The sequence below is a fragment of the Streptomyces angustmyceticus genome (genome assembly GCF_019933235.1).
Lineage (GTDB): Bacteria > Actinomycetota > Actinomycetes > Streptomycetales > Streptomycetaceae > Streptomyces > Streptomyces angustmyceticus.
Window position 1 is genome coordinate 1,255,880 of the sequence record NZ_CP082945.1, and the last position, 23,686, is coordinate 1,279,565.

Here is a 23,686-nt window from a genome sequence, read left to right on the forward strand (position 1 = left end):
ATGATGCGCCAAGTGACCGAACCATGGCACGCATCCGTGCATCAGACTGGGTGAAATGTCTGGTTCCGGTGACATCCCCGTATCCGACGGGGTAAAGCGCCGGCTGATGCGGCGAGGCGGGCTCTTGGTGGAGACGAGCGAACGCGGGACCGAGCCGGCGGACCACGCCGGCGGGGCGGACCGGGCGGCCGGGGCACCGGCGGCCGCGGACTGCCTCGGTCCCCGCGGCCCGGCCTGCTCCGGCCGCGGCCGGCCCGGCGTTCCGCTGCGGGCCACCCTCGCGCTCGGGGTACTCACCGTGGCCGTCGGCAGCACCGCGCTGGTCCTGGGAGCCCCCGCCCGCGATCCGTTCCTGGCCCCCGGGGACACCGCCACCGGCTCCTACCTCGCAACCCGCGCCGACGGCGACCGCGCCGCCGCCGCGCTGCTCGCCGGCCCTTATCAGGAGCGTCCCGGGCCGCCGGTGACGGCACGCTACGGCAGCGGGCGGGCGGCCCCGCTGCCGGTGTCCCGGCCCCTGCGGGCGGCCCCGGCGGCGCCCGCGCCGGCGATCGGCGCGCTCTTCTCCCCCGACGGCGACGGTGACCCCGTCCACCACTGCACCGCCAGCGTGGTGCACGCCCCCGGGGGCGACCTCATCGTCACCGCGGCGCACTGCGTGCACGACGACGGCTTCCGCACCCGGCTGGTGTTCGCGCCCGGCCTGCACGACGGCATCGCGCCGTACGGCCTGTGGGTGCCCACTCGGATCCAGGTCGACCCGCGCTGGATCCACGACCGGGACCCCGACCACGACGTGGCCTTCCTGCGGGTGCGCCGGGCGGGAAGCGGCGGCGGCCGCATAGAGGACGTCACCGGCGCCGAACAGATCCGCTTCGGCACACCGGCCGGACGTCCCGCGCAGCTGGTCGGCTACCCCGAGGACCAGGACGCGCCGGTCAGCTGCCGGAACCGGACCGACGCCCCGAGCCCGACCCAGCTCCGCTTCGACTGCCCGGGGTTCCCGAGCGGGACGAGCGGCGGGCCGATGCTCACCGACCTCGACCCGGCCACCGGCACCGGGTCGCTGATCGGCGTGATAGGCGGCCTGAACGAGGGCGGAGACGACTTCGTCTCGTACAGCAGCCGGTTCGGGGCGGACGTGGCCACGCTCTACCGGCGGGCCGCCGCGGAGCCCGACCCGCGGGTGGCGCGGCCCGGCTCCGAGGCCGCCGCCCTCGGCGTCATGCCCCGCGCGGCACCACGGTCTTGAGGACGGACGGCAGCGGATACCAGTCGGCGGTGGCGAAGCTCGCGTGTGCCGCGGCGAGCTGCCGGACCCGGGCCAGCGCCTCCGCCTCGGTCGGGTGCGTACCGTCGATGACCGGCGGCACGTTGTGGGCGTCGGTCATGATGAGCAGGTAGTGGCGGGTGTCGTACCAGGAGGTGTCGATACTGCCGTTGAGATACGTCGCGGCGTCGCCGTCGAAGACCACGAACCAGGGACGCAGCGCCGGGTCGGCGTAGCGCTCGCGGGGGTCGCCGGGAGCCGCGCCGTGCACCGCGGGGAACGCCGTCGACTGCGCCAGCTTCCCCTGCGCGGCAAGGTCCTTGAGGTGGCCGGCGTACTCGACGTCGGTCCACAGCTTGTCGAACGGGTTCTTCTCCTCGACCGTGCCGGGTATCAGCTCGAAGAGGAACTTGCCGGCCAGGTCGGCGCGCGAGGGCCAGCCGCCGGCCCGCACCGCCTCGTCTGCGGTGGCGTGCCCGCCGGTCAGGTCCCCGGGGCCGTAGACCGCGTCGCCCAGCTTCTGACGGATCAGCGCGTCGAACTCGGCGGGGCCGCGGCCGCCCTTGGCGTTGAAGCCGTCCTTCATCTCGATCTTGAGCAGGATCGGGCGGTGGCCGGGGTGGGCGTCGTGCCAGGCCCTCATGTCGGACAGGCAGCCGGCGAAGTCCTGGTCGCGGCTCTTGGTGCGCAGCTCCGAGGCGTTGGCGGCGCCCTCGCAGTTGCTGTTGTTGCCGAGCGGATTGCTGTGCGAGACCCGCCAGGAGCGGCCCAGCGCATTGGACCAGAGGTCGAGTTCGAGCAGGGCGGCGCCGGAGTCCAGGGCGTCCGCGAAGTAGCGGTACTTCTCCTTCTCATAGGCGTTGTGGACGCCCACGGACGTGCTGGTGCCGTACGTCGTGGCGGCCGGCTCGGCGCCCGCCGGCCCGCTCACCGCGATCACCGCCGCCGCCGCGGCGGCGACCGTCCCCACACACCGCTTCCCGTTCATGTGCCCCGCTCTCCCCTAGGTCGTCGGCCGCCGGCGCTGCTCCCCGACGCCGCCCCGACCGGTCGGTCGTCCGGTCGATCGGGGAGCAGCGTACGGGAGTTCGGCAGATGAGGGACCATGAGGGCCGCAACAGACAAGGAAACACAGCATGACAGGAACCGCCGGGGAGGGCGCATGACCGACAGACACCCCACCGACCGCACGCCACGTACCGGACTGCCGCTGGCGGCGGCCGTCCTCACGGGGACGGTCGCGCTCCTCATCTCGCTCGTGGCGTTCGGCAACATCACCGACTACGACACCAACCGGGCGTTCGTCCAGCATGTCCTGGCCATGGACACCACGTTCAAGGACCCGGACCTGATGTGGCGGGCCCTCACCTCGCACGGGCTCCAGGACGCCGCCTATCTGGCGATCATCGCCTGGGAGACGCTGGCCGGCGTGGTGCTGCTCGCGGGCACCGCGCTGTGGGCGGTCGGCGCGCGGCGCGGCAGCTTCGCCCGCGCGCGGCGGATAAGCACGCTCGGGCTGCTGATGGTGGTGCTGCTGTTCGGGGTGGGCTTCCTCGCGATCGGCGGCGAGTGGTTCGCGATGTGGCAGTCGAAGGACTGGAACGGGCTGGAGGCCGCGACCCGCAACCTCACCGTCGCCGGGATCGCCCTGCTGGTGGTCCACCTGCCCGGCGCGGCCGGAAAGCCGGCCGACGCCGAGTAGCCGGCAGCGGCGGACACGCGCCCCCGGCGGGCCGGAGATCCGGTCCGCCGGGGGCGGGGTGCGGGGGCGCGGCGGCGGGGCTCAGCCCGCCGCGTACACGTCCTCGATGTAGCGCCCGGAGGCGGTCAGTTCGCGCAGCCAGGCATCGGACTCCTGGGGCGAGGCACCGGTGGCGGCGCCGTGCAGTTCGCGGAAGGCGGCCCGTACCCCGGGGGCCATCCGGCTGCCGTCACCGCAGACGTACACCCGCGCACCGGCCCGCAGCAGCTCCCACACCTCGGCCGCCTCGGCGGCGATCCGGTGCTGGACGAAGCGGTGGCCGTGCTCGGGGCGCTCGCTGAAGACCGGGCGCATCGCGATGACGCCGGCGGCTTCGGCGGCGGCGAACTCCTCCGCGTGCAGGAAGTCGGCGGCGGGGTCGTCGCAGCCGAAGTAGAGCCGGGCCGGGGACTGCTGCCCCGCGGCGAGGCGGTCGGCGACGGCGCCGCGGAAGGGCGCGAGGCCAGTGCCGGCCGCGATCAGGATGACCGGGGTGTCGTCGGCCGGGTCGAGGCGGAATGCCTCGCGGCAGGGCTGGACGCGGGCCAGGACGGTGTCGCCGGGCCGCAGGGAGTGCAGATGGGTCGAGCCGGTGCCGCCGGGCAGCAGCGAGACCATCAGATCGGCGTGCCGGGGGTCGGCCGCGGGCGACGACGACAGGGAGTAGTGCCGCACGCGCAGCGGCGGCAGCAGCTCCAGGACCACCGGCCAGGGCAGCGCGCCGCGCAGCGCCGGATGGGCCTCGATCAGGTCGATCACGGTGCGCGGGTCGTCCTCGGCGAGGTGCTCCAGGGCGTGGCGCTCGGGCGGGCACGGGTTGTGCGCGGCGAGCCGCGCCACCTGGGCGGCCGTCGGGCGGACGCCCAGCTCCAGGTGGTGGGTGAGCAGGTCACGGACCGTCAGGGGGCGGTCGACGGGGAGGGTGTCGCGGCTCGCGCGGCGGCCGGAGTGCAGCGCGAGGACGGTGTCGAGGTCGGCGCCGAGGGCCCGCGCGGCCCGCTCGACGGCGGCCGGGCCGTTGGCCGGCAGTACCGCGAGGTGGTCGGCGGTGCGGTAGTTGACGCCGTCCGGCAGCGCGACGCGCAGGAAGCGCTTGGGCCGCGGCCAGCCCTCGGCGGTGAGGTCGCGGGCCTCGGTGACGGTCATCGGGACGAGGCCGTGGCGGGCGGCGAGCGCGTCCAGCGGGCCGCCGGTGACCTCGGTGACGGTGTAGCCGGTGTCCTCGTCGTCCGGTGCGCCCGCGCCGATGCTCGCCGGGTCGCCGTAGCGCGCCAGCAGTTGGGTGCGCAGCGCCGCGGCGAACTCCTTGACGGTGCCGCCCAGGTCGCCGGAGGCGTCGGCCTCGGCGCGCGGCAGCAGCCGGTCGCCGCCGAGTGCGGCCAGGCGGTCGTCGATGAGGGTCGGTATGTGCTGGTAGGTGGCGGCCCAGTTGCGGTCGCCGACACCGAGGACGGCGAACGGGACGCCGGCGGCGGCGCCGTCCCGCGCGGTGCCGAGCCGGCTCACGAACGCGGCGGCGTCGTCGGTGGGCCGGCCGTTGTAGGAGGCGGCGACGATGACGACGGGCCGGTCGGCGGGCAGCGCGTCGGCGTACGCGTCCAGCGGCGCCACGTCGGCGGCGAAGCCCAGGCCGGTGGCCTGGTCGGCCAGCCGCTCGGCGAACTCCCGGCAGGTGCCGTAGTTGCTGCCGTGCAACAGCAGCAGGCCGGTGCCCTGGACAGCGCGGGTGGGCAGCCCGTCGTCGGTCGCGGTGTCGTCCGCGGTGCCGGCGCCGCCGCCGGGGAGCACGGCCAGCGCGGCGCGGACCGCGGCCCGGTCGGCGGGCGTACGGGCGGCCAGGGTGAGGGTGAACCCGTCGGGCTTGAGGGTCAGCGTCTCCTTGATGCGCAGCCGGTAGTCGCCGTGGTCGGTCAGACGGTAGCGGTGGGCCAGGAGGGCGAGCAGCATGGTCGCCTCGTGGAGCGCGAACTGCCGCCCGATGCAGGCGCGTTCACCGGTCCCGAACGGCTTGTAGGCGTGCGGCGAGCGGGCCGCCTCGGCCTCCGGGCTGAAGCGGGACGGGTCGAACAGCTCGGGGTTGTCGCCCCAGGCGGGGTCGCGGTGCAGCATCGGGGTGAGGACCGTGACCAGTTCGCCGGCCTTGACCGGGTAGCGGCCGCCGAGCAGCGTGTCCGCGCGGGCCTGCCGGGTGAAGGCGGCAGCGGTGGGCCACAGCCGCAGCGCCTCGTTGAGGACCTGGCGGGTGAACGGCAGCCGGCCGATGTCCTCGAACGAGGGGTCGGGGTCGCTCCGGTCGCCCCACAGCTCGTCGGCCTCGCGCTGGACCATGCGCAGTGCGAGCGGGTCCTTGAGCAGGTGGTAGAGGGCGAAGGAGAGCGCGCCGGAGGTGGTCTCGTGACCGGCGATCAGGAAGGTGATGACCTGGTTGCGGATGTTGGCGAGGTCGAGGGCCGGCCCGCCGTCGGCGCCCGCGCCGAGCATCAGGCCCAGCAGGTCGTCGTCGCCGGTCTCGCCGCTCTCGGTCCGGGCGGTGATGACCTCGTCGACGACCGACGCGAGGTAGTCGGCGTCGGCCTGGAACGCCGCGTCCGCCGCGGAGTGGTCCGCCTCGGGGTCGCGGGAGAACTTCGTCATGCTCCATTCGAGGCAGCGGACCATCGCCTCGACGAAGGGGTGGGCGCTGTCGCCGCGGGAGAACGACTCGAAGTCGAAGCCGAAGCCGGCGAGCCCGATGGTGTCCAGCGTCATCCGGGTCATGTCCTCGGCGACCTGGACGGGCGTGCCGTCGGCGACCCGCCGGTCCCAGGAGGCCATCACCCGGCGGGCGACCTTGAGCATCGCGGGGTGGTAGGTGCGCATCGAGCCGAGCGCGAAGGCCGGCATCAGGACCTCGTGCGCCTTGGCCCAGTTCGGTTCGTCGTTGTAGGCGGTGAACAGACCGTCACCGGCGAACTCTCTGACGTTCTCCAGGACGACCGACACGCCCTTGGCGAAGCGTGACTCGTCGGCCACCTCGGTGACCAGGTCCAGCGAGGAGAGGAAGAGCGTCTCGCGTTCGCCGAACTTGCGCTTGAAGACCGGGCCGTGGAGCCGGGCGAGGTCCATGGACTGCTGGATGGGCGTGTGGGTGAGCCCGGCGTCCGTGAGGTCGGCCACCGGAATGCCGTCATCGGCGGCGCGTTCGTCGCTGTGGAGCGCGATGGTGTCGGTCATGTCTCCAGAGTGAGGGCCCCCACGCGAAGGTCACGCCCGGACAACTGCATGATTGTGCAGTGGTTTCTCGGTGCACGCTCTTGCGCACGGAGAGGAGAAGGGGAAATGGACAACGGGACTGCCGACGAAGCGCCGGACGCGAACGCGGACGGAGGGGACAAGGCGCCCTGTGAAAGGGAACCCGAACACATCGACCCGGCCGGGCCGTACGCGGGCGGCCCGTGGCGCAACTACTTCCTGATCCTGCTGGACCGTATCCCCACGCCGATCGCGGTGTGCCGGGCCCACGGCGAGGTGCTGATCGCCAATCCGGCGATGGCCGAGCAGTGGGGCGCGGCCCCGGGACAACTGCGCGGCCGCAACCTCCTGGACCTCTTCGAGCCGCGCGCCAAGGCCCAGCTCGACCGCCTCACCGAGGCCCTGCGCCTGGGGCGGCGCTCCCGCTATCCGGTCGAGGTGCGCTGGCGCGACGCGTCGGACGGCACCGAGCGGGAGGGGGAGCTGACCATCGACCCGGTGGGCGACCCCTCGGTGCGCCCGCCCGCCCTGCTGGCGCTGCTGCGGGTCGGCGAGAGCGCCCCGCGGCCGGTGCCGCGCGGGTCGGCGAGCCCGGTGGAGGCCCGGATCCTGACGCTGGCCGCGGGCGGCGCCACCACCGCGGCGATCGGTACGGCGCTGGGCCTGACGGTCGACGGGGTGAACTACCACCTCACCCGGCTGGCCCGCCGCTGGCGGGTGCAGGGCCGCACCGCGCTGGTCGCCCGCGCCTATGTGCTGGGCGTGCTGTCCCCGGACAGCTGGCCGCCGGCCCCCGCCTGAACGCACCCGCCCGCGCGGCGGGGCCCGCGCGGCGGCCCGGCGCTCCGGCAGCACGCGTGTGCGGATAACCTCCGTGGTGTGGAGGACAACACAGCCGCGCCGTTCGAGCGCGGAACGGACGGCCCGAAGGTCATCGTCGTCGGCGTCGACGGCTCCGACTCGTCGTGGCGCGCCGCCTCGTACGCGGCGGGGCTGGCCAGGCGCCAGTCCTCGAAGCTGGTGCTGGTCTACGTCCAGCCGGTGCTGCCGGCCGGAGCGGCGATGGGCGCCCCGGTCGCGGACGCGACCGACGAGGTCGCCGAGGAGCTGATGGCCGAGATCCGCCGGGCGACCGAGCGGCTCGCCGGGATATACAGCCTGCGCTGGGAGTTCCACACCCTGCGGGGCGACCCGTACAACGGCATGGTGCAGATGGCCGACGACCTCAAGGCCGACGCCGTGGTGGTCGGCGCCTCGGAGCAGGCCGGGCACCGCATCATGGGCTCGGTCGCGGTGCGCCTGGTGAAGGCCGGCCGCTGGCCGGTCACCGTCGTCCCCTGAGCCGCGGGCCCCAGGGGCCGCCCGGACGCTCCGCTGGTGGGGCGGGCCGCCCTGAGGCACGGTGGACAGTGCACGGGCGGAGCGCCGCCCCGGCGAGGGAGACCACCGTGACCGACCGCACGTATCGCGTGACCGAGATCGTCGGTACGTCCCAGCAGAGCGTGGACGCCGCGATCCGCAATGGCATCAAGCGCGCCTCGCAGACCCTGCGCAACCTCGACTGGTTCGAGATCAGCCAGGTCCGCGGGCATATCGTCGACGGCGAGATCGACCACTACCAGGTCGGCCTGAAGGTCGGTTTCCGGCTGGAGGACGCCGATTGACCCCCCTCCCGTGTACGTCTCCCGGCGAGTGGCCGCAGTACTAGGGAGTCGCCTTCCCTCCCCGCCTCCGAGGGTCCATGATGATCCGCCGTCGGACCACGACGGAGCGTACGGAGGGATGACGTATGGGGCTGCGCGCGGGACAGGGCATTTTGCGCCGTAAACCGATCGAACACATCGAAGAGACGGAAGGCACCGCGAGCGAGCAGCTCACCCGGGAGCTCGGCCTGTGGCAGCTGACGGCCATCGGTGTCGGCGGCATCATCGGCGCGGGGATCTTCACACTGGCCGGCACCGTCGCGAACGGGAAGGCCGGGCCCGCGGTACTGATCTCCTTCCTCATCGCGGGCATCGCCAGCGCCGCGGCCGCGTTCTCGTACGCCGAGTTCGCCGGCCTGATCCCGAAGGCGGGCTCGGCCTACACCTACGGCTACGCGGTCCTCGGCGAGGTCGCGGGCTGGTTCATCGGCTGGGACCTGCTGCTGGAGTACACCGCGATCGTGGCGGTGGTCGCGATCGGCATCTCGGGCTACTTCGGCTTCCTGCTGGGCGAGTTGGGCGTCGATCTGCCCGCCTGGATGCTCGGCGCGCCGGGGACGGGTCCCGGGCACCAGGTGGACCTCTTCGCGGCGGTGCTCTGCCTGCTGATCGCCTATCTGCTGACCCTGGGCATCAAGAACGCCGCCCGCTTCGAGACGATCGTGGTGGCCCTGAAGGTCCTGGTGGTCATCGTCGTGATCGTGGTCGGCTTCTTCCACATCAAGACCTCGAACTACACGCCGTTCTTCCCGTTCGGGGTGAGCGGCGCCTTCACCGGCGCGGCCACCGTCTTCTTCGCCGTCTTCGGCTACGACGCGATGAGCACCGCGGCCGAGGAGTCCAAGGACGCCCAGCGCCACATGCCGAAGGCGATCATCTACTCGCTGGCCATCTCGATGGTGCTGTACGTCCTGGCCTGCCTGGTGCTGACGGGTATGCAGAACTACAAGGACATCGACCCGGAGAGCGGCTTCTCGTCCGCCTTCAAGGCGGTGGGCCTGAGCGGCCTGGCGGACGTCATCGCGGTCGGCGCGATCATCGGCATCCTGACGGTCATGTTCACCTTCATGCTCGGCGTGACCCGGGTGTGGTTCTCGATGAGCCGGGACGGCCTGCTGCCGAAGTGGTTCGCCAAGACCAGCCCCAAGCACCATGTGCCGACCCGGGTGACCTGGATCGTCGGCTTCGTCTCCGCGGTCATCGCGGGCTTCCTGCCGATCGGTGAGGCCGCCGAGCTGACGAACATCGGCATTCTGCTGGCGTTCGTGGTCGTCTGCGTCGCGGTGATCGTGCTCCGCTACAAGCGCCCCGACCTGCCGCGGACGTTCCGCACCCCGGGCATGCCGGTGGTGCCGGCGATCGGGGTGTGCTTCTCGCTCTGGCTGATCACGTTCCTGGAGTGGCAGACCTGGGTGCGGTTCGTGATCTGGTTCCTGATCGGCATGGTCGTCTACTTCGGGTACTCCTACCGCCGCTCGAACCTGGCACGGGTGGAGCGGCAGCAGGCCGGCGGCGGGAGCGGCGGAAAACGGCTGTGAGCCGGGGCTGCTGACGGCGCGGCGGAGGACGGACGGGCGGGACCGGCGGACGAGGGCCGCCGGTCCCGCCCGTCCGCGGCATCAGAAGACGAACGGTCCCGGGGACTGCGGCGACGTGGCGTTGCAGGTGGCCGTGACGCCGAACACCACGACCTTCAGGGACGTGGCCGCCAGCTTGTCGCCCGCGGCGACCGTGCCGCGGAGCGGACCGGTGGAGACCTGGCTGCCGGCCGGGATCGCCGGGTTGGAGCTGCCGGTGAACGTCGTGGTCCCGGAGCCGTTCTTGGTGAGGGTGAGGGTGGAGGCGACCGAGTTCGCGCCGATGGGTATCGGTGAGGTGATCGCCGACGTGGCGAGGCTGATGGTCGCGGCCGTGCCGTTCTGGGTCGCGGTGAGCGTCGCCTTGCCGGAGCCGAACGCGCCGCAGTTGAAGGTGATGGTGGCGGTGCCGGGGGTCACCGCGGCGGCGGCCGGAGCCATCGCCAGGGTGCCCGCCGCGGCGAGGGCGACGCCGAGCGCCGTACCGAGTCTGAGCGTGCCTGATCCGAGGTGTCTCATGGGGGAGTACCGCCTTCTCGAGGGGGGGTGCGCAGGCCCATGGCAGACGTCGAGGGGGTGTGCGAGGGAACGACAGGCGGCCACGCGGGGGCCCGCGGTCGGGACCCGGCCGACCACCGTCCAGATCTGACGGATGGTCAGCGACCTGAATCGCTGACCATTGAGACACGCCCCCCTGAAGAGAGCAAGGCGGACAGCTCATGATTTTCGGGACGGACGGCGTGCGGTGGACGACCACGTGAGCCCACGACAGGGGCCGGGCACAACGGAGTTGGCGCCCCTCGCCCTCTTGACGCGCACCTGACCGGCACCAAGAATGAGCGCGCCCTGACAACGTTGTCGGCCGGTGGGCCGGGTGGCGTCCCCGCACGCCCGACGGGCCGCTCGGCGGCGCACGATCCCGGAGGTCCGGATCCATGCCATGGCTCAGTCGCACCCGGCGGCGCACCGCGATCGCGGCGCTGGCGGCCGCCCTCCTCGGGGGCGCGCTCACCGCCCCCGCAGCGCAGGCCGAGCCGCCCGGCGGCCCGCTCACCGACCTGGTCAACCCGTTCATCGGCACCCGCAACGACGGCAACACCTACCCCGGCGCGGCCGTCCCGTTCGGCATGGTGCAGCTCTCCCCCGACACCGGCCACTCCACCGGCTACGGCTACGACGACGACCACATCCGGGGCTTCGGCGCGGTGCACCTCTCCGGCGTCGGCTGCGGCCTCGGCGGAGATCTGCCGGTACTGCCCACCACCGGCAACATCACCGAGACCGACAACGCGAAGTACGCCGCCGGCTACGGCCATGACGACGAATCGGCCCGGCCGGGCTACTACCGCGTCGGACTGACGTCCTACGGCGGTATCACCGCGGAACTCACCGCCACCGCCCGCACCGGCAGACAGCGCTACACCTTCCCGGCCACCGACAAGGCCAATGTGCTGCTCGACGCGGGCCAGTCGCTGCACCGGACCGTCTCGACCCGCGTCGAGGTACTGGACTCCCGCACCATCCGCACCGCCATCACCGGCCGCGGCTTCTGCCAGGACACCGCGCCGTACACCGTCTACACGATCACCCGCTTCGACCGGCCGTTCACGTCGTACGGCACCTGGGACGGCGACAAGGTCACGGCCGGCTCCCGGGACTCCACCGCCACCGGCCGGCACGGCGCCTACGCCCGCTTCGACACCCGCACGGACCGCACCGTCGAGGCGACCACCGCCCTGAGCTATGTGGACGCGGCGGGCGCGGCGCGCAATCTGCGGGCGGAGGGCGGCGGCTCCTTCGACCGTGCGAAGGCGGCGGCCGACGCCGCATGGGAGCGGCGGCTGGGGCTGGTGCGGGCCGGGGGCAGCGACCGGACGCTGCACCGCACCTTCTACTCCGCCCTCTACCGGTCCTTCCTCGCCCCGAACATCGGCGGCGACGTGGACGGCCGCTACACCGGCTGGGACCGGCGGACCCATCGCGCCAAGGACTTCACCTACTACCAGAACTGGTCGCTGTGGGACACCTACCGCACCCAGGCGCAGCTACTGGCGCTGCTGGCGCCGCGGGAGTCCCGTGACATGGCGCTGTCCGTCCTGCGCATCGACAAGGAGAGCGGCTGGCTGCCCAAGTGGGGCTACGGCACGGTCGAGACCAACATCATGACCGGCGATCCGGTCACCCCGTTCCTCACCAACGCCTATCAGCAGGGGCTGCTGCGGGGGCACGAGGAGGAGGCGTACGCGGCGCTGAAGAAGAACGCCGACGGGGTGCCGCCGGCCGGTTCGCCGGCCGTCGGACGGGAGGCCAACGCGCCCTACCTCAAGAACGGCTTCGCCCCGTACATCAAGGGCCGCCCGCACCCCAAGCCCGGCGACTCCGACTTCGACCAGGGCGCCTCGGCCACCCTCGAATACGCCCTGTCGGACGCGATGCTGGCCCGGATGGCACGCGATCTGGGACACGACGCGGACGCCGGCCGGTACGCGGCCCGCGCCCGGAACTACCGCAGCATCTTCGACCCGTCGACCGGCTTCTTCCGGGCCCGCGACGAGCGGGGCGCCTTCACCGGGCCCGCCGACCCCGCCAAGAGCGAGGGCTTCCACGAGGGCACGTCCTGGCAGTACCAGTGGCTGGTCCCGCAGGACCTGCCGGGCATGCTGAACCTGATCGGCGGCCGGACGAAGGCCGAGGAGCGTCTGGACGCGTTCTTCGCCTACCCGAAGCTGCTGCGGGACCCGGAGAAGACGGCCCGGGAGGTGTGGGTCAACGGGCCGTACGACTACTACAACGCGGACAAGTACAACCCGCAGAACGAGCCCGATCTCATCGCGCCGTACACCTACCTCTCCACCGGCCACCCCTGGAAGACCACGGACGTGGTGCACGCGGCGCTGACGCTGTTCACCGACGCCCCCACCGGTATGACCGGAAACGACGACCTGGGGACGATGTCGTCCTGGATGGTGCTCTCCTCGATCGGGCTGTTCCCGGTGCAGCCCGGCACCGACACCTGGGGACTGAGCACCCCCGTCTTCGACCGGGTGGACCTGACCCTGGACCGCTGCTACTACCCGGCCGGCCACTTCACCGTCACCGCCCCCGGCACGTCCACCACCCACCGCTACGCACAGTCGGTACACCTGGACGGCACCGCCCACGACCGCACCTACCTCACCACCGGCGAACTCCGCACCGCCCGCGAACTCGCCTTCACCGTGGGCACCCACCCGTCCGACTGGGGCACCGGCGCCCATGCCGCACCACCGCCGGTGGGCGTCTCATCCGCGCAGCAGCAGGTGGGCCGCCGGCGCTGAGAGCGCCACGGCGGAGAGCGACGCGGGAGCGAGCGGCAGCCCCCGATCCGCCCGCGGGCTGGTGGCGCTGCGCGCGGCCGCGGGCGGATCGGGGGCGGAGGGGGTGTGAGAAAGGCGGGTGCGGACGTCAGTCCTGCAGGGCCTGCCAGAACTCGTCGAAGGACATCCGGCCGTCGCTGTCGGTGTCCTTGGCCCTGATGACCGCCTCGGCGACGGGGCCGGTGACGAACGGGTCGCCCATCTCGGCCATCGCGTGCTTGAACTCCTCCGGCGTGACCTGGCCGTCGCCGTCCGCGTCGAACCGGGCGAACGCCGCCCTGGCCTTCTCGATGTCTGCCATGAGAGATGCCCCCTCCGTGGTGCTGCGCAGTGCTGCGCGGTGCTGATGACTGCTGATCTGACCTGCGTACATTAGCGGACCGTCAAGAGGCGTCCGGCCGCGCCCTCCGCCGTGCCAGGTAGGGCGCGGTACGGCTGAGCGGTGCCGCCGCGACCTCGGCCGGGGTGCCGGCCGCCACGATCCGGCCGCCGTCCGCGCCGCCGCCGGGTCCGAGGTCGATGACGTGGTCGGCGCCGGCGACCACCCCCATGTCGTGTTCGACGACCACGACGGTGTGTCCGGCGTCGACCAGGCCGTGCAGCTGGCGCAGCAGCACCTCGGTGTCGGCGGGGTGCAGGCCGGTGGTGGGCTCGTCGAGGAGGTAGAGGGTGTGGCCGCGGCGGGTGCGCTGGAGTTCGGTGGCGAGCTTGATGCGCTGGGCCTCGCCGCCGGACAGCTCGGTCGCGGGCTGGCCGAGCCGCAGGTAGCCCAGGCCCACGTCCTGGAGGGTGCGCAGGCTGCGGGCCGCGGCGGGGAGGTCGGCCAGGAACGCCGCGGCGGCGTCCACGGTCATCGCCAGGACGTCGGCGACGGTCCGGTCCCGGTAGGTGATCTCCAGGGTCTCGGGGCGGTAGCGGGCACCGTGGCAGGCGGTGCAGGGCGCGTACGTGCCGGGCAGGAAGAGCAGCTCGACGGCGACGAAGCCCTCGCCCTGGCAGGTCTCGCAGCGCCCGCCGGCGACGTTGAAGGAGAACCGGCCCGCCGTGTAGCCGCGGGCGCGGGCCTCGTCGGTGGCGGCGAAGACCTTGCGCACCGCGTCGAACAGCCCGGTGTAGGTGGCGAGGTTGGAGCGCGGGGTGCGGCCGATCGGCTTCTGGTCGACGCGGACCAGCCGGTCGATCGCCGCCAGGCCCTCGGCCCCGGCGAGCCGGGCCCGTGCCTGCGGTCCGGTGCCGTCGCCGTCGGCGGTGTCCTGCGGCTCCTCCCCGGTGCCGAGGTGGTCGCGCACCGCGTCCGCGAGGACGCGGGTGACCAGCGTGGACTTGCCCGATCCCGAGACGCCGGTGACGGCGGTGAAGACGCCGAGCGGGAAGGCCGCGTCCAGGCCGCGCAGGTTGTGCAGGGTGATGCCGCGCAGGGTCAGGGTGCCGGAGGGGCGGCGCACGGTGCGCTCGGCGGGCGGCGCGGCGTCGAAGAGGAAGCGGCGGGTGGCGGAGTCGGGGGCGTCGGCGAGCGCGGCGACGGGGCCGCTGTGGAGCACCTGCCCGCCGTGTTCCCCGGCGCGCGGGCCGACGTCCACGATCCAGTCGGCGCGGCGCACCACGTCCATGTCGTGCTCGACGACGAACAGCGAGTTGCCCGCTTCCTTCAGGCGCCCGAGCACGGTGAGCAGGGACTCGGTGTCGGCGGGGTGGAGGCCGGCGGACGGCTCGTCCAGGACGTAGACGACGCCGAAGAGGCCGGAGCGCAGCTGGGTGGCCAGCCGCAGCCGCTGGAGTTCGCCGGCGGACAGGGTGGGCGAGGGCCGGTCCATGCTCAGGTAGCCCAGGCCGAGTTCGGTGAGGACGCCGATCCGGGCCACCAGGTCGCGGGCCAGGACCGGTGCCACCTCGTCGTCCGTCCGCTCCGCGGTGGGCCGCAGCAGCTCGGCGAGGGCGGCGAGCGGGCGGCCGGCGAGGGTGGCGATGTCGTGGCCCGCGAAGGTGACGGCCAGCGCCTCCGGGCGCAGCCGCCGCCCGTGGCACACCGGGCAGGGTTCGGCGACCATGAACCCCTGGACGCGCCGGCGCAGGGTGTCGCTCTTGGAGTCGGCGAAGGTGTGCAGCACATAGCGCCGGGCGCTCATGTACTGGCCCTGGTAGGGGCGTTGGATGCGGCCCACGTCGCGGACCGGGTGCACGGTGACGACGGGCTGTTCGTCGGTGAACAGGATCCAGTCCCGGTCGGCCCGCGGCAGCTCGCGCCAGGGCCGGTCGACGTCGTACCCGAGGGCGTCGAGGATGTCGCGGAGGTTCTTGCCCTGCCAGGCCCCGGGCCAGGCCGCGACGGCGCCCTCGCGCACCGAGAGCCCGGGGTCGGGGACGAGGGACTCCTCGGTGACGCGGTGGACGGTGCCCAGTCCGTGGCACTCCGGGCAGGCGCCGGCCGCGGTGTTGGGCGAGAAGGCGTCGGAGTCGAGCCGCTCGGTGACGCCCTCGGGGTAGTCGCCGGCGCGGGAGAAGAGCATGCGCAGGGTGTTGGAGAGGGTGGTGACGGTGCCGACGGAGGAGCGGGAGGTGGGCGCGGAGCGCCGTTGTTCCAGGGCGACGGCGGGCGGCAGTCCGGTGATGTCCTCGACCTTGGGCGCGCCGACCTGGTGGATCAGCCGCCGGGCGTAGGGGGCCACGGACTCGAAGTAGCGGCGCTGCGCCTCGGCGTAGAGGGTGCCGAAGGCGAGGGAGGACTTGCCCGATCCGGACACCCCGGTGAACGCGACCAGCGCGTCCCTCGGGATGTCCACATCGACGGAGCGGAGGTTGTGCTCACGGGCGCCGCGCACCCGTACGTACGAGTCGGCCATCCCTCCATGATCGGGCACGGCCGCCCGTGCGCGGTCAGCCGGGCGCCGTGGCGGCGGCGATCCGCTCGCGTGCCTCCTCCCAGGGCAGCGGAGCGGCGACGACCGCGCGCAGCGCCCGGACCTGGCGGGGCGGGAGCCCGGCTATGAGCACGCCGACGGCGCTGCCGTCCCGGCCGTAGAGCGCCAGGACGCGCCGCTCGGCCCGGTCGACGACGGTGGTCTCGACCCGGTCGGCGCCCGCGGTCAGGCCGTACGCCTGGATCTTGACGGCGTACTGGTCGGACCAGAAGTACGGCACGGGGGCGAACGGGCGGCGCTCCTGGGCGGGGGCGGCTTCCTCGGCCCCGGCGGGGGCCGAGGGGGCCAGCTCGGCCAGGAGGTTGCGGGCGGCGGCCATGCCCTGTTCGGTGGCGTTCATCCGGTGCTCGAAGCGCAGCGGGCGGCCGTGGACCGGATGGTCCCAGCGGGCCACGTCGCCCGCCGCGTAGATGCCGGGGGCGGCGGCGCAGTACGCGTCGCAGCGCAGCCCGTCGCCGGTGTCCAGGGCGGGGTCGTCCAGCCACTCGACGGCGGGCCGGGAGCCGATCGCCACCAGCACGAGGTCCGCCGGCAGCAGGCGGCCTCCCCCGGGGGCTGTTTCCCCACTGCCGCCGGGGGCACCCCCGCTGGGGGCGGCCCCCTCGGCCAGCCGTACGGCGGTCACCCGCGGGTCGCCCCCGTCGGCCGGGTCCGCGGGCGCCGTCTCGAAGCCGGCCACCGCTCCGGTGACCAGCCGGACGCCGCGGGCCCGGTGCTCCTCGGCGAGCAGCTCGCCGACCTCGGTGCCGACGGCGGCGGCCATCGGTGTCGCCTCGATGCCGACGAGGGTGACGTCGTGCCCCAGCTCCCGTGCCACCGCGGCGGCTTCACAGCCCAGGACGCCGTTTCCGACGATCACCAGGCGAAGGCCGCGTCCCCCGGCGGCTACGCCCTCACTGCCGGGGGCACCCCCCTTGGCCAGCCGGCTGCGCAGGGCCAGGGCGTCGTCGAGGGTGCGCAGGGTGTGCACTCCGGCGATGCGGTCGGCGCCGGGCAGGGTGCGGGCCGCGACCCCGGTCGCGATGATCACGCCGGCACAGGCGAGTTCCGTGCCGTCGTCGAGGGTGAGGGTGCGGGTCGCCACGTCGAGGCCGGTGGCGCGGGTGCCGAGCCGCAGGTCCAGGTCGAGCGGGGCGAGCTGGTCCGTGGTGCGCAGCAGCAGCTTCTCCGGCGCCCAGGCGCCGTGCAGCAGCTGTTTGGACAACGGCGGCCGGTCGTACGGGAGATGGGGTTCGTCGCCGATGAGGGTGAGCGGGCCGCGCCAGCCGGAGCGGCGCAGCGTCTCGGCCGCGGCGAGACCGGCCGCCGAGGCGCCGACGACGGCGATCGGCAGGCCGGTCATGCGTGCACCTCGATCACGGCGGCGGGGCAGATGGCGGCCGCCTCGTGCACCGCGTCGTGCTGTGCGGCGGGCGGTGCGGCGTCGAGCAGCACGACCACGCCGTCCTCGTCGCGCTGGTCGAAGACCTCGGGGGCGATCAGCACGCACTGGCCGGCGGCACAGCACTTGTCGGCATCAAGGGTGATCTTCATGTCGGTGGCTCCGTGGGCTTGTTGTGGTGTGTGGGGGAAACGACCGAGCCACGGCACAGGTGCCCGGCGGGCCCCCTCCCACCGGCTCGCCCTCCCCCACCCGCCGGCCATCCCCCACGACCGGCCGGTCCCCACCCACCGACCGGCCGGCCCCCGCCCACCGATCCGCCACTACGCTGCGCCCATGCCCTCCGCCCAGGCCCCCGACCGCTTCCCCGCCGAACTGCCCGTGATCCGGCAGATGGGCCGGACCGCTTCGGGGCGGGCCTGGCTGGACCGGCTGCCAGGGATCATCCGGGAGATCGAGGAGCGCTGGGAACTGCGGCTCGGCGCCCCGTTCCACGGCGGCAGTTGCTCCTGGGTGGCGCCGGCCCGGTGTCCCGGCGGCGCGGCCGCCATGCTCAAGGTGACCTGGCCGCACCGCGAGGCCGACGGCGAGGCCCCGGCGCTGCACGCCTGGGACGGCCACGGCGCCGTACGCCTGCTGCGCCGGTGCCGTGAAAGCGGCGCCCTCCTGATCGAACGCTGCCGCCCCGGCACCCCGCTCGGGGAGGCGCCGCTCCCGCCCGCCGAGCGGCTCACCCTCGCTGCCGGCCTGCTGCGCGACCTGTGGGCCGCGCCCCCGCCGCCCGACGGCGAACTGGAGCGGATGGACGGGGTGTGCGCCGAGTGGGCCGGCCTCGTCCAGGAACGGATGGCGCGGCTGCGGCCGGGCTACGACCCGGGGCTGGTGGCGCACGGCGCCGATCTGCTGCGCTCCCTGCCGGCGACGGCCGCCCGGGAGGTCGTGGTGCACGGCGACGCCAACCCGGGCAATGTGCTGGCCGCGGAGCGCCGCCCCTGGCTGGCCATCGACCCCAAGCCGATGCTCGGCGACCCGGCGTACGACCCCTGGCCGCTGGCGACACAGCTCGACGCCCCTTTCGCGCACCCGGACCCGCGCCGCGTGCTCCGCGAGCGGTACGCGCTGCTCGCCGGGGAACTGGACGAGGATCCCGCCCGGCTGCTCGCCTGGTCGGCGGCGCGCGCCGTCGAGAGCGCCCTGTGGAGCGCCGACCACGACGACATCCCGGGCGGCGCCGAGGAGTTGACGCAGGCCCGCCTCCTGGCGGACCTGGCGGGACGGTGACTCAGGGGCCGTACACCCCGCCGGCCCAGTGGCCGTACGCCCGCCGACTCAAGGGCCGTACGCCCCGCCGGCCACCCGGCGGATCTCCTCCAGCGGATACGGGGTCGCCCGGCTCTCCCTCTGCACCTGGCGGAAGAAACGCGCCATCACCGCGGCGAGCGGCGCGTGCCGGGCGATGAGTTCCGCGGCCCGCTGCGGAATCCCCGAGGGACGCTCCCCCGCGGCGCAGGCGCGCACCCACGCGTCGCGCTCGTCCCTGCCGTACCCGTAGAGCTGGGTGACCAGCCGGTTCACCAGGTGCGTGACGGTGTAGCAACGGTCGTAGGTCCGGTGCCGCTCGAAGAAGCCGGCCTCGTCCCGCGACAGCGCGAAGCGGGAGGAGACCGCGAGGCCGTAGTCCGTGAAGAAGAGGCGCCGGCCGTCGGTCAGGATGTTCTCGAAGTGGGCGTCGAAGTGCAGGAGCCCGCGCGCGTTCATGAACGACACACCGGCGCGCAGCTCCCGCTCCACCATGGCGCACGCCCGGTCGGCCGCCTCGTCACCGGCGCCGAGCCGCGCGCCCAGCCAGTCGTGCAGGTTCTGCGGGACGTACTCCAGGAACAGCGCGATGCTCGCCGAGGCCCCCCGCAGCTCCTCGATCCGGCGGCGCACCTCCGGGCCGCCGCCCCAGTAGGCGACGGCCCGGTCCACGTCCGCCAGTTCCTCCGGAAGCGGCGTCGCCGTGTCCGGCAGCACCCGCCAATGGTGCAGCAGCGGGAAGCCCTCGCACTCCCCCGCGAGCACCCAGTTCGTCGCCATGAGGTGCACGGCCAGCTCCCGCCAGGCCCCGAAGCCCGGCCCGCCGACGCCGTACTGGCAGAAGGCCGGCAGCCCGAAGACGTTCGCCGTGGAGCGGAGGTGCTCCGGCTGCCGCTCCAGGTCGGTGAGCGGCACCTGCTTCACGAAGACCGGAGTGCCGGCGACGTCCAGCAGCGACGGCTTCCCGCCGAAGCCGGCGCCGAGCGGCACGGACGTGTCCACGAGTTCGCGCAGCCCGCGATCGCTGTGCAGCGCCAGGGTGGTGGAGACGGCGCTGTGTTCGGCCAGCCGTACGGGACGGGACCTGTCGTGACCTGCCACTCTCGCCTCCAGCCGCGTTGGGTTTCCTTGCGGCACCGTCACTTCCCCGGCCCATCGGAGGGAAGCCCTCCGGTGCCGCCTAGGCGACCTCGATGCCGTACTCCTGCACCAGCGCTTCCAGACCCCCGGGGAACCCCTTCCCGCCGAGTACGAAGTCCCAGTCGCCACCCGGCCGTTGGCGGAACGACCCGAGGACCAGGGCGGTTTCGCCACGACGTCCGTCCGAGACCTCCAGACAGCCCAGCTCCTCCCCCGAGGCGTCCAGCAGGCGGATCCGGGCGTCGGTGAAGCCGGAGAGGTCGGCGTCGGGGTCGGCCTGGGGGTCGATGGCCGCGACCAGGACCAGCCGGTCGGCGGCCGGCGGCAGTGACTCGAACCGGACCTGCATCGCGGCCCGGTCGGGGGCGAAGCCGGGCAGCATCCGGACCGCGCCGTCCGGGCTGCGCGGGTTGTTGTAGAAGACGAAGTGATCGTCGCTGAGCACGCTCGTCCCCTTGCACACCAGGGCACAGACGTCGAGGGAGACCTCCCCGGACCAGTTCATGCCGAGGATGTTGTGGTCCGGCGTCTCCTCCGTGGCGGCGGCGCCGGCCGGGGCGTCCCCGCCGAGCCGTCCGCGCAGCCCGTAGCGGCCGAGCAGGTCGACGAGTTCGGGGCCGGCGATGAGGCTGAGTGGCTTGCCATTGGCGAAGGTGTGGGCGCCGGGGCCGAACCGGGAGGTGGTCACCAGCACGCCCTTGTTGGCGCCTTCGGACTGGACGGTGCCGTAGAGGTCGCGGACCGCGGTCGGCGGGACGGTGTTCCGGTAGCGCTTGACCTGCACGATGATCTTGCCGCCGCGGATCGGGTCCGGGTCCAGCGCGTCGACGTCGACGCCGCCGTCGCCGGACCGCTGCGTGGTCACGGCCTGCATGCCCATGGCCCGGAACAGCTCGGCGATGAGGTTCTCGAAGGCGATCGGGTCCATCTCGTACAGATCGGGTTCGCTCTCCGTACCGTGCGAGACGACCCCGCCGCCGGCGTCGCCCGGAAGGCGCTCCGGGCGTACGGCGGTGCGCTGGTCGGGGCGCGCGGCGAGCTGCCCGCGCAGCCCTTCGGTCAGGCACTCCACCGCGCCGACCTGTTCGAGGCGGAAGGAGTCGAAGGCGCTGCGCGGCGCCATGACGGTCGCGAGGTACACCTGGGCCGGACGGCCCGTCGCCGGGTCCACGTCGTCGACGAAGCCGTTCAGCGCCACCGAGTCGAGGGTGCCGTGGCCGTCGGCGGCGAAGAGGTCGCGCAGCACCAGCAGCATGCTCTGGGCCAGCACGTCGCGGTAGAGCGCCCGGCGCTGCGCGGCCGGCCGGGCGGTCTCCTTCTCCTGGTCGGCGCCGGGCATGTAGCGGACGGACTTGGTCTCCGGAACGATGTCGTAGCCCGGGAGCTCCCAGTCCAGGACGAGCTGGCGGGCCGTCGGGTCGTAGGCGGCCGCGATCTGCCGGGGGAAGCCCTCCGGCCAGGCGGTGGAGGAGTACAGCGCGGCGGAGAAGTACTCGACGGCCGCGTCCGCGTCACCGGCGCGCAGCCCGGAGAGCAGCTCCTCGATTCCGGAGTTGTGCCGGCGGATCTCGGCGAGGGCACCGGCCGCCCACTGGTCGTACTGCTGCCGGTAGGCGTCGAGTTGGGCCTGCCGCCGGCTCTCCGCGGCCTGCGCGGTGAACCAGTCCTGTTCGTAGCGTGCGCGGGCCTCTTCCTGGGCCCGGTCGCGGCGGGCGCCGAGGTGCCAGCCGCCCGTCGGCGCGTGGTAGCGCGCCGGGTCGGGCATCGGCACCGGGGTGGCGAGCGCTCCCGGCGCGAACTCCGCTATCCGCTCCGAGCGCAGCAGCGCGGCGGCGGAGAACGCGGGGGCGCGGCAGCCGTCGGCGAGCAGGCCGGTCAGCGCGGCGACCCGGGCGTCCAGCTCCTCGGTCCGCCGCCGTGCGTCGGCCTCGCGCTGCTGCCGGTAGGCGGCCTGCCGCTCACGGTGCATCCGCGCCATGGCGCGCTCGGCGTCCCGTGCCTGCCGTTCCTGATCGCGCTGCTGCTGTGCTCGCGCGCGGCGCTGGGCTTCCTGCTGGCGCTGCTGCTGACGCTGCGCCTCGGCCCAGACGGCCATTAATCCGTGAGAACGGCGGCTCATGTCGCTCAGTGTCCTCCCCCCGGGGCGGCTGCCCCCCAAACCCTGTTAAAGCGGTTTCACCTGCGCTGTTGGTGAAACTCTAGCGGGGGAAGAGGACCCCGGTCAGTCCGGTACGAAGTTTCCGCCCCCTTCGTACGGGCAGCCGCCGACCGCCGCCACGGACCGGCCACGAGCCCGCCCGGACCGCCGCGGCCACACCGCCCCCGGCACGTCATCCGGCTGCCGCCGCCTCCCGCACCTTCGCCGCCGTCCCGGCCGGGTCGTACCCGTCCGGCACCCCGGGCACCAGCACCACATCCCCCTCGATGTGCCGCGTACGCAACGGCAAAATCTCCGCATACGCCCGACGAGCCGTACCACCCCCGAGCCCGCGCCATGTCGGGAAACCCGATGACGACAACAAACCCGGGCCAACTCCCCTCAACAACCTCCACCTCGGCCCCATGCACCAGAAACCGCCCACCGAACGGCTCCAGAGTCGACTGGATCTTCTCCATGTACTCAACAACCTCCGGATGAGGGGCGGAGGGCCGAAGGTGCGCGATGGCGTATGCGGTCATGGGGGCTGCCCTTTCGGCGGGGGTGACTGGGCACTGGCTGGCCCGTCGTCGTTCACGTCCATGTCCACGTTTCCAGGCGGGGCGGTACGGGTCGATTACCTCCGGGGTAAGCCGCCGCTGAGCGGGGCCCGGGAAGGCCGCGCATGTTCGGCTCGACCCCCGCCCAAGTGGTCTGGACGCTCGTGCCACTGGTCAGTTTCAGCCTGTTCGCCGCGGTGCCGTTCGTCGTGGCCGCCGCGAAGGGCGTCATCAAGCCGTGGCCGGCGGGCGTCTACGTGGTGGGCGAGGTCGGCGTCTTCGCCTTCTCCACCGCCATGTCCGGGAACGACCCGAAGAACTGGACCGGCCTACTGCTCGTTCTTCTGATGCTGGTCGCGACGACGCACACCGCTCTGCTCGACAGCAAGAAGATCCACATCGGCAAGTAGCCACGAAAGGACCGTTCCCATGCGGCTGCGCTGGCGCATCCCGTTTCCCGGCCCGTTCTCCATCGGCGGCAGCATTCCGCTGACCGGCGGACGGCAGCGCAGGCGCAGCAGCAGCGGCGGAGCCGGCTGCGTCACCGCGCCGCTCCTCCTGCTGTGGTGGTGCCTCGTCTTCGAGGCATGGGCGAGTTGGTGGGTCCTCAAGCCGTTCTACATCGTCGGGGTGCTGGTTCACCGGAAGGCAACGGGGCGGCACACCCCGATCTGGCGCAGCCGCGGCGGCTGGTGGTGACCGATGAGCAGCCGGGAAGCGCCACGGAACTCAGGCCGGAGCACCGAGTGACGGGCGAGACACGCCTGTTGGCGTGGGCCCGAGCTGACTGGGAGGTCTCGCCAAGGAATGCGCGCTGTGCACCTGGGCCGGTAGTCCGGCCTGGCTCAGTCGATCGTCTTGATCACCCGGGCGGGCACTCCCGCGACCACGGTGCCGGCAGGAACATCACGAGTGACCACCGCGCCGGCGGCGACCACCGCACCGGCACCGATGGTCACCCCCTGTGTGATCACGGCAGCCGTCCCGATCCAGACGTCGTCCTCGATGAGGATCGGCGCGAAGGCGAGGTACTCGCGGCGCTCGGCCAGGGGCAGTGGATGGCCTCCCGTGATGAGGCTGACCTTCGGGGCGATCATGACGCCGTTGCCGATACGGATGCCTCCCTTGTCCATGAAGGTGCATCCCTGGTTGACGAAGACGTTCTCCCCGAACGTCGTGTTCAGCCCGAACTCGGTAAAGAACGGCGGGTAGATCGTCACCGACTCCGGCAGCGGACCACCGAACACAACAGAAAGTAGTGCCGCACGACCTTCACTGTCGCTGAACGGAAGCGCGTTCAGTCGAGACGTCGCATCGGTCACCTCCACGATCCGCTCCGCATGACACGCGAACTCAGGCGTCTGGACATACAT

General features: G+C 73.2%; 20 protein-coding genes and 1 pseudogene. 10 read left to right on the top strand and 11 right to left on the bottom strand.

Annotated elements, in window-relative coordinates:
• Window positions 1-55 precede the first annotated feature (55 nt).
• On the top strand, window positions 56-1,252 hold the full coding sequence (locus K7396_RS05980; protein WP_223659682.1) for a trypsin-like serine peptidase: 1,197 nt from the start codon (window positions 56-58) through the stop codon (window positions 1,250-1,252).
• Here K7396_RS05980 and K7396_RS05985 read toward each other — a convergent pair.
• Window positions 1,224-2,258 carry a phosphatidylinositol-specific phospholipase C domain-containing protein gene (locus K7396_RS05985; protein ID WP_086720478.1) on the bottom strand — a complete coding sequence of 345 codons (1,035 nt, stop codon included), beginning with the start codon at window positions 2,256-2,258 and terminating at the stop codon, window positions 1,224-1,226. The two genes, K7396_RS05980 and K7396_RS05985, sit on opposite strands and share 29 nt — an antisense overlap.
• Before the next feature lie 174 nt (window positions 2,259-2,432).
• Here K7396_RS05985 and K7396_RS05990 point away from each other — a divergent pair, with 174 nt between their 5' ends.
• On the top strand, window positions 2,433-2,972 hold the full coding sequence (locus K7396_RS05990) for a DUF2165 domain-containing protein (protein ID WP_152104352.1): 540 nt from the start codon (window positions 2,433-2,435) through the stop codon (window positions 2,970-2,972).
• An 81-nt stretch (window positions 2,973-3,053) separates the two neighbouring features.
• On the opposite strand, the gene K7396_RS05995 is transcribed toward K7396_RS05990, so the two are convergent.
• Window positions 3,054-6,224 (bottom strand): bifunctional cytochrome P450/NADPH--P450 reductase, encoded by a 3,171-nt coding sequence (locus tag K7396_RS05995; protein ID WP_086721529.1) that lies wholly within the window; start codon window positions 6,222-6,224, stop codon window positions 3,054-3,056.
• Window positions 6,225-6,329: 105 nt separating this feature from the next.
• Between K7396_RS05995 and K7396_RS06000 the strand changes: the two genes are divergently transcribed.
• From K7396_RS06000 to K7396_RS06015, 4 genes are all read left to right on the top strand, one after another.
• Complete coding sequence (locus K7396_RS06000; RefSeq protein ID WP_086721528.1) at window positions 6,330-7,043, top strand: PAS domain-containing protein; 714 nt, start codon at window positions 6,330-6,332, stop codon at window positions 7,041-7,043.
• A 78-nt stretch (window positions 7,044-7,121) separates the two neighbouring features.
• Complete coding sequence (locus tag K7396_RS06005; protein WP_086721527.1) at window positions 7,122-7,583, top strand: universal stress protein; 462 nt, start codon at window positions 7,122-7,124, stop codon at window positions 7,581-7,583.
• 107 nt (window positions 7,584-7,690) lie between these two features.
• Window positions 7,691-7,906, top strand: coding sequence for a dodecin (locus K7396_RS06010; RefSeq protein WP_086721526.1), 216 nt, complete (start codon window positions 7,691-7,693; stop codon window positions 7,904-7,906).
• 125 nt (window positions 7,907-8,031) lie between these two features.
• The gene (locus K7396_RS06015) at window positions 8,032-9,483 is read left to right on the top strand and encodes an amino acid permease (protein WP_086721525.1); all 1,452 of its coding nucleotides are present in this window, start codon (window positions 8,032-8,034) and stop codon (window positions 9,481-9,483) included.
• A gap of 81 nt (window positions 9,484-9,564) precedes the next feature.
• Here K7396_RS06015 and K7396_RS06020 read toward each other — a convergent pair whose 3' ends face one another.
• Entirely contained in the window at window positions 9,565-10,041 is a 477-nt protein-coding gene (locus K7396_RS06020; protein ID WP_152104351.1) for a hypothetical protein, read from the bottom strand.
• 416 nt (window positions 10,042-10,457) lie between these two features.
• On the opposite strand from K7396_RS06020, the gene K7396_RS06025 reads away from it, so the two are divergent.
• Window positions 10,458-12,839: a GH92 family glycosyl hydrolase gene (locus K7396_RS06025; RefSeq protein WP_086719255.1), complete on the top strand. Its 2,382-nt coding sequence runs from the start codon at window positions 10,458-10,460 to the stop codon at window positions 12,837-12,839.
• Window positions 12,840-12,966: 127 nt separating this feature from the next.
• On the opposite strand, the gene K7396_RS06030 is transcribed toward K7396_RS06025, so the two are convergent.
• From K7396_RS06030 to K7396_RS06045, 4 genes are all read right to left on the bottom strand, one after another.
• Window positions 12,967-13,179, bottom strand: a complete 213-nt coding sequence (locus K7396_RS06030) for an EF-hand domain-containing protein (RefSeq protein ID WP_086719256.1) — start codon at window positions 13,177-13,179, stop codon at window positions 12,967-12,969.
• Window positions 13,180-13,261: 82 nt separating this feature from the next.
• Window positions 13,262-15,718, bottom strand: a complete 2,457-nt coding sequence (gene uvrA, locus K7396_RS06035; protein ID WP_107421208.1) for an excinuclease ABC subunit UvrA — start codon at window positions 15,716-15,718, stop codon at window positions 13,262-13,264.
• Window positions 15,719-15,752: 34 nt separating this feature from the next.
• Window positions 15,753-17,138 (bottom strand): NAD(P)/FAD-dependent oxidoreductase, encoded by a 1,386-nt coding sequence (locus K7396_RS06040; RefSeq protein ID WP_152104350.1) that lies wholly within the window; start codon window positions 17,136-17,138, stop codon window positions 15,753-15,755.
• Window positions 17,135-17,329 carry a ferredoxin gene (locus K7396_RS06045; RefSeq protein WP_152104349.1) on the bottom strand — a complete coding sequence of 65 codons (195 nt, stop codon included), beginning with the start codon at window positions 17,327-17,329 and terminating at the stop codon, window positions 17,135-17,137. Before K7396_RS06045 ends, K7396_RS06040 begins: the two co-directional genes overlap by 4 nt.
• Window positions 17,330-17,513: 184 nt before the next feature.
• On the opposite strand from K7396_RS06045, the gene K7396_RS06050 reads away from it, so the two are divergent.
• On the top strand, window positions 17,514-18,458 hold the full coding sequence (locus K7396_RS06050) for an aminoglycoside phosphotransferase family protein (protein ID WP_152104348.1): 945 nt from the start codon (window positions 17,514-17,516) through the stop codon (window positions 18,456-18,458).
• Between the two features lie 48 nt (window positions 18,459-18,506).
• On the opposite strand, the gene K7396_RS06055 is transcribed toward K7396_RS06050, so the two are convergent.
• From K7396_RS06055 to K7396_RS06065, 3 genes and pseudogenes are all read right to left on the bottom strand, one after another.
• Window positions 18,507-19,577 (bottom strand): protein kinase family protein, encoded by a 1,071-nt coding sequence (locus tag K7396_RS06055; protein WP_086717803.1) that lies wholly within the window; start codon window positions 19,575-19,577, stop codon window positions 18,507-18,509.
• A gap of 79 nt (window positions 19,578-19,656) precedes the next feature.
• On the bottom strand, window positions 19,657-21,735 hold the full coding sequence (locus K7396_RS06060) for a restriction endonuclease (protein WP_086717804.1): 2,079 nt from the start codon (window positions 21,733-21,735) through the stop codon (window positions 19,657-19,659).
• Window positions 21,736-21,946: 211 nt separating this feature from the next.
• Window positions 21,947-22,295: pseudogene (locus K7396_RS06065) on the bottom strand (DUF1330 domain-containing protein).
• Window positions 22,296-22,438: 143 nt separating this feature from the next.
• Here K7396_RS06065 and K7396_RS06070 point away from each other — a divergent pair.
• On the top strand, window positions 22,439-22,723 hold the full coding sequence (locus K7396_RS06070) for a hypothetical protein (protein ID WP_086717806.1): 285 nt from the start codon (window positions 22,439-22,441) through the stop codon (window positions 22,721-22,723).
• Between the two features lie 19 nt (window positions 22,724-22,742).
• Window positions 22,743-23,012, top strand: a complete 270-nt coding sequence (locus tag K7396_RS06075) for a hypothetical protein (protein ID WP_086717808.1) — start codon at window positions 22,743-22,745, stop codon at window positions 23,010-23,012.
• 146 nt (window positions 23,013-23,158) lie between these two features.
• On the opposite strand, the gene K7396_RS06080 is transcribed toward K7396_RS06075, so the two are convergent.
• Entirely contained in the window at window positions 23,159-23,686 is a 528-nt protein-coding gene (locus K7396_RS06080; protein WP_086717818.1) for a sugar O-acetyltransferase, read from the bottom strand.